Source organism: Paratractidigestivibacter sp., from assembly GCF_052362415.1.
GTDB lineage: Bacteria > Actinomycetota > Coriobacteriia > Coriobacteriales > Atopobiaceae > Paratractidigestivibacter.
On sequence record NZ_DAWEMK010000029.1, the window covers coordinates 5,567 to 9,774 of the forward strand.

Sequence of the window (4,208 nt, forward strand, 5' to 3'; positions counted from 1 at the left end):
GCTCGCGAGCGCGACCGCCGGCGCACGAAGGTCGTCGTGTCCGCCATCGAGCACGACTCCGTCCTCGACGTCGCCGCGCCCCTGCGCGCGTCAGGTTTCGAGGTCGAGCTCGCGCGTCCCGGGCGCGACGGCAAGGTGGCGCCCGAGGCGCTTGCCGAGCTCGTCGGCCCCGACACCGCGCTCGTCTCCGTCATGTACGCGAACAACGAGACGGGCGTCGTCCAGCCCGTGGCCGACCTCGCCCGCGTCGCCCACGGGGCGGGCGCCGTCTTCCACACCGACGCGGTCCAGGCCTTCGGGCGCATTCCCCTCGATCTTTCCGACGTCGACGCCGTGAGCTGCGCCGCCCACAAGATCGGCGGGCCTGTGGGCATAGGTCTTCTTGCCGTCCGGGGTCGCGTGAACATTCGGCCGCGCCAGTTCGGCGGCGGCCAGGAGCTGGGGCGACGCCCCGGTACCCAGGACATCCGGGGAGCGCTCGCTTTCGCGGCCGCGGCCAAGGAGTGCGCCTCCGGCCTCGAGGCCTCGCGCGCAGCGACCGCGACCCGCGCCCGAGCGCTCTACGCCAGGCTCTGCGCCGAGGGGACGGGCATCAAGCCAACCGCCGGCACCGTGGTCGGCGACGACCGCCTGCCCGGCATGGTGAGCCTGCTCGTGCCCTCGCTCGACTCCGAGACCATGATCCTCGCCCTCGACGACGCGGGCTTCGAGGTCTCGGCCGGCTCCGCCTGCTCGTCGGGGTCCCTCGACCCCTCGCACGTGCTCTCCGCCATGGGCATCCCGCGCCAGGAGGCGCTGGGGTCCCTGCGCGTCTCGTTCGACGAGCGCGTGGGCTCAGACGACCTCGACGCCTTCGCCGACGCGCTTCTTCGCATCGTGAGCACCCGCTCCGCCAACCGCTAACCTTCGCCTTCGGGCCCAAAGAGAAAGAGGACACCATGACCGAGGCTTCCGCCCTCCTGCGCCTGCAGCAGATCGACATCGAGCTCCTTCGCCACGCGTCCACGCTGCAGAAGCTTCCCCAGCAGGAGAAGCTCAAGAAGATCGCTCTCGCAAAGAAGAAGGTGGCGGTCGAGCTCAAGAAGATCACCGGCCAGCGCAAGGACGCCGAGATCGACATCGTCGACGTCAACGCCGACATCTCGCACTATCACCAGGTCCGCGAGCGCGTCATGGCCGAGGCCGAGGAGGGACCGCTCACGCACCGCGAGGCCCGCACCGTCGAGGAGTCCCTGACCCACCTCGCCAAGGTGACCGAGAAGTGCGAGTTCCGCCTGGGCCCCTTAAACGAGAAGCTCGAGAAGCTCAAGCTCGCCGAGGCCAACGCGCAGAAGATGCTCGGCCGCCTCGACGAGGAGGAGGCCGCGACCAAGAAGTCGTTCGAGGACGACTCCGCCTCGGTCCGCGCCCAGATCCTCAAGCTCAAGGACGAGCGCGACGCCGCATGCTCCGAGATCTCGGCCGAGGTGCTCGCACGCTACGAGGCCGCCGAAGCGCTTGCGGGCGGCCTGGCCGTCGAGACCCTCACCGGCAACGTCCCCTCGACCTGCCGCGTCAAGCTCCAGCCGAGCCTCTACCACGACATCGCGCGCGGCCCGCAGATCACCGAGTGCCCCTACTGCCACCGCATCCTCGTGACGACGCAGGAAGGCGAGGAGTAGTGGCGAAGGCCGACTGCGCCGAGACAATGAAGGTCCTTCTCGTCGTCTGCGGCGGTATCGCCGCCTACAAGGCGTGCGAGGTCCTGCGCGGCCTTCAGAAGGCCGGCTGCGAGGTCCGCGTCGCTTGCACGGCGGCAGCCGAGCGCTTCGTCGGCCCCGCGACCTTCGAGGCGCTCACGCGCTATCCCGTCTGCGACGACCTCTTCGGCAACCCCGCGACCGACATCCCCCACATCGACTACGCGGAGTGGGCCGACCTCGCGCTCGTCGTCCCCGCGACGGCCAACGTCATGGCAAAGATGGCCGCGGGCCTCGCCGATGACGCTGTGAGCGCGACGCTGCTCGCCTGCGCCTGCCCGGTGCTCGTCGCCCCCGGAATGAACACCCACATGTGGCGCAACGCGGCGACGCGGGCCAATGTGCGCGCGCTCGAGTCCCGCGGTGTCCGCTTCGTCCTTCCCGTCGAGGGTCGGCTCGCCTGCGGCGACGTCGGGGAGGGCAAGCTCGCAGACGTCGCCGACGTGGTGCGAGCCGCGCTCGACCTTCTTTCCCAGGGACATCCTGAGCAGGACCTCGTCTGCACGAGGCTCCTCGTCACCGCTGGCCCCACCCACGAGGCCATCGACCCGGTTCGCTACATCGCGAACTCCTCCTCGGGAAAGATGGGCTACGCGATCGCCGAGGCGGCGGCGCGCCGCGGGGCCGAGGTCGTCCTGGTCTCGGGCCCGACCGCGCTTCCATGCCCCGAGGGCGTCAGGCGCGTCGATGTGGTGAGCGCCGCGCAGATGCGCGACGCCGTCGTCGACGCCTTCACCTCGTGCGACGCCGCGGTCTGCACCGCCGCCGTCGCCGACTATACCCCGGCCCACCCGGCTGACCACAAGCTCAAGAAGGCCCATGAGCGCCTCGACGCGATCGAGCTTGTCGAGACCGCGGACATACTCGCGGAGCTCTGCGCCGTCAAGGGCGACCGCGTCGTCGTCGGATTCGCCGCCGAGACGAACGACCTCATAGCTAACGCGGAGTCGAAACTTGCGCGCAAGGGCGCCGACGCCATCATCGCCAACGACGTGAGCCGCCCGGACTCGACCTTCGGCTCCGACACGAACCGCATCGCCGTCGTGGGCCCAGCCAAGGTGGACCAGCACGATACCTTGCCGCTGCCCGAGGTCGCCGACATCGTGCTCGACGAGGTACGAGACCTCCTAAGGAGACGTTAGACATTGAATAGGCTCGCAATCGGCTGCCATTTGTCGACCTCGGACGGCTTCGGGGCCATGGGGCGTACGGCGCTCGATATCGGGGCGACGACCTTCGCGTTCTTCACGCGCAACCCCCGCGGCGGCAAGGCCAAGGCCATCGACCCCGACGACGTCGCTGCGCTGCGCGCCCTTATGGAGAAGAACGGCTTCGGCAAGCTCGTCGCCCATGCGCCTTACACCATGAACCTCTGCTCGGCCAAGGCCGTGACCGTCGACTTCGCCCGCCGCGCCATGGCGGACGACCTCGTTCGCATGGAGTCGCTTCCCGGCAACTACTACAACTTCCACCCCGGCAGCCATGTGAAGCAGGGTGCGGAGCGCGGCATCGAGCTCATCTGCGAGGGCTTAAACGAGGTCCTCGAGCCCGGCATCCGCACGACGGTCCTTTTGGAGACCATGGCGGGCAAGGGCACCGAGGTCGGCCGGAGCTTCGAGGAGCTCGCGCGCATCATCGACGGCGTCGAGCACGACGAGCTCCTCGGCGTGTGCCTGGACACCTGCCACGTGTGGGACGGAGGCTATGACGTCGTGGGCGACCTCGACGGCGTTCTCGACGAGTTCGATCGCGTGATCGGCCTCGACCGCCTGCGCGCCCTGCACCTCAACGACTCGAAGAACCCCCGCGGCTCCCACAAGGACCGCCATGAGCGGATCGGCGAGGGCTGCATCGGCGCCGAGGCGTTCCGCGCCGTCGTCACGAACCCGCGCTTGCGCGATCTCCCGATGATCCTGGAGACCCCGAACGAGCTTCCCGGGTACGCCGCCGAGATCTCGCTTCTGCGCGGCTTTGCCGGAGAAGGGGAGGCGAGGGGCTAATGGGCATCCTCATAGGCTTGGAGCACGTGGCCCACGAGTGGCCCAACAAGAAGGTCCTCGACGACCTCACCATCGGCGTCCACGAGGGCGAGCGCATCGGCGTCGTGGGAAAGAACGGCGACGGCAAGTCCACGCTGCTCGAGATCATCGGCCGGACCGTGGAGCCCGACTCGGGGTCGGTCACCTACCGCGGCGGGATCCATGTGGGCTGGCTCGGCCAGTCAGACGACCTGCGCGACGACGACTCCGTCTGCCGCGCCGTCGTCGGCGACGTCCCCGAGTACGTGTGGGCGAGCGACCCGCGCATCCGCCAGATCATCGACGAGCTCATCGGCGACCTCGACTGGGAGGGCAAGGTGGGCGAGCTCTCCGGCGGCCAGCGTCGCCGCTGCGACCTCGCGCGCCTGCTCGTGGGCACCTGGGACGTCATCCTCATGGACGAGCCAACGAACCACCTCGACATGCAGGC

The 4,208-nt window shown here is 69.2% G+C and carries 5 protein-coding genes; all 5 read left to right on the forward strand.

The window, feature by feature from the left end; all coding sequences use genetic code 11:
- Positions 1–903: cysteine desulfurase family protein (locus ACT84W_RS04480; protein WP_444328346.1), on the forward strand; the 903-nt coding region annotated here is incomplete at its 5' end.
- A gap of 35 nt (positions 904–938) precedes the next feature.
- Positions 939–1,661, forward strand: coding sequence for a zinc ribbon domain-containing protein (locus tag ACT84W_RS04485; protein WP_444328347.1), 723 nt, complete (start codon positions 939–941; stop codon positions 1,659–1,661).
- Positions 1,661–2,881 carry a bifunctional phosphopantothenoylcysteine decarboxylase/phosphopantothenate--cysteine ligase CoaBC gene (gene coaBC, locus ACT84W_RS04490; RefSeq protein ID WP_444328348.1) on the forward strand — a complete coding sequence of 407 codons (1,221 nt, stop codon included), beginning with the start codon at positions 1,661–1,663 and terminating at the stop codon, positions 2,879–2,881. The genes ACT84W_RS04485 and coaBC overlap by 1 nt, the downstream gene beginning before the upstream one ends.
- Before the next feature lie 57 nt (positions 2,882–2,938).
- Positions 2,939–3,739 (forward strand): deoxyribonuclease IV, encoded by an 801-nt coding sequence (locus tag ACT84W_RS04495; RefSeq protein WP_417576676.1) that lies wholly within the window; start codon positions 2,939–2,941, stop codon positions 3,737–3,739.
- Positions 3,739–4,208, forward strand: a 470-nt coding sequence (locus ACT84W_RS04500) for an ATP-binding cassette domain-containing protein (protein ID WP_444328349.1), incomplete at its 3' end; no start/stop codon positions are given. The genes ACT84W_RS04495 and ACT84W_RS04500, both read left to right, overlap by 1 nt.

What these genes read in the sequence shown, in the direction of transcription:
- ACT84W_RS04485 (WP_444328347.1), top strand. Translation starts at nt 939, where the DNA reads ATGACCGAGGCTTCCGCCCTCCTGCGCCTGCAGCAGATCGACATCGAG.
- ACT84W_RS04495 (WP_417576676.1), top strand. Translation starts at nt 2,939, where the DNA reads ATGGGGCGTACGGCGCTCGATATCGGGGCGACGACCTTCGCGTTCTTC.